Origin of the sequence: Neisseria sp. HMSC068C12 (assembly GCF_001814095.1) — a bacterium.
GTDB lineage: Bacteria > Pseudomonadota > Gammaproteobacteria > Burkholderiales > Neisseriaceae > Neisseria > Neisseria perflava.
In genome coordinates, this window is record NZ_KV814827.1 from 1 (window position 1) to 277 (window position 277).

The 277-nt window shown below is 54.5% G+C and carries 1 protein-coding gene; it reads left to right on the forward strand.

All coding sequences use genetic code 11. The annotated features are described in order from the left end of the window. Nucleotides 1-277, forward strand: a 277-nt coding sequence (locus tag HMPREF2952_RS09590) for a hypothetical protein (RefSeq protein ID WP_141751225.1), incomplete at both ends; no start/stop codon positions are given.

The window sequence follows — 277 nt, forward strand, 5'->3', positions numbered from 1 at the left end:
AACAACGCCGGCAACAAAGTGACCAACGTAGCCGCCGGTACCGACGATACCGACGCCGTTAACTACGGTCAGCTGAAAGAAACCAACGCCAACGTGGCCAAAGGTCTGAACATTGCCGCCGACAACGGTAACGACGACAACGTCCAACTGGGCGAAACCGTTGCTTACCGCAGCAGCGACAAAAACATCGTGACCACCGTGTCTGACAACCAGATTGACTTCAAACTGGCCAAAGACATTACCGTTGACAGCGTCACCGCAGGCGACAGCAAACTGA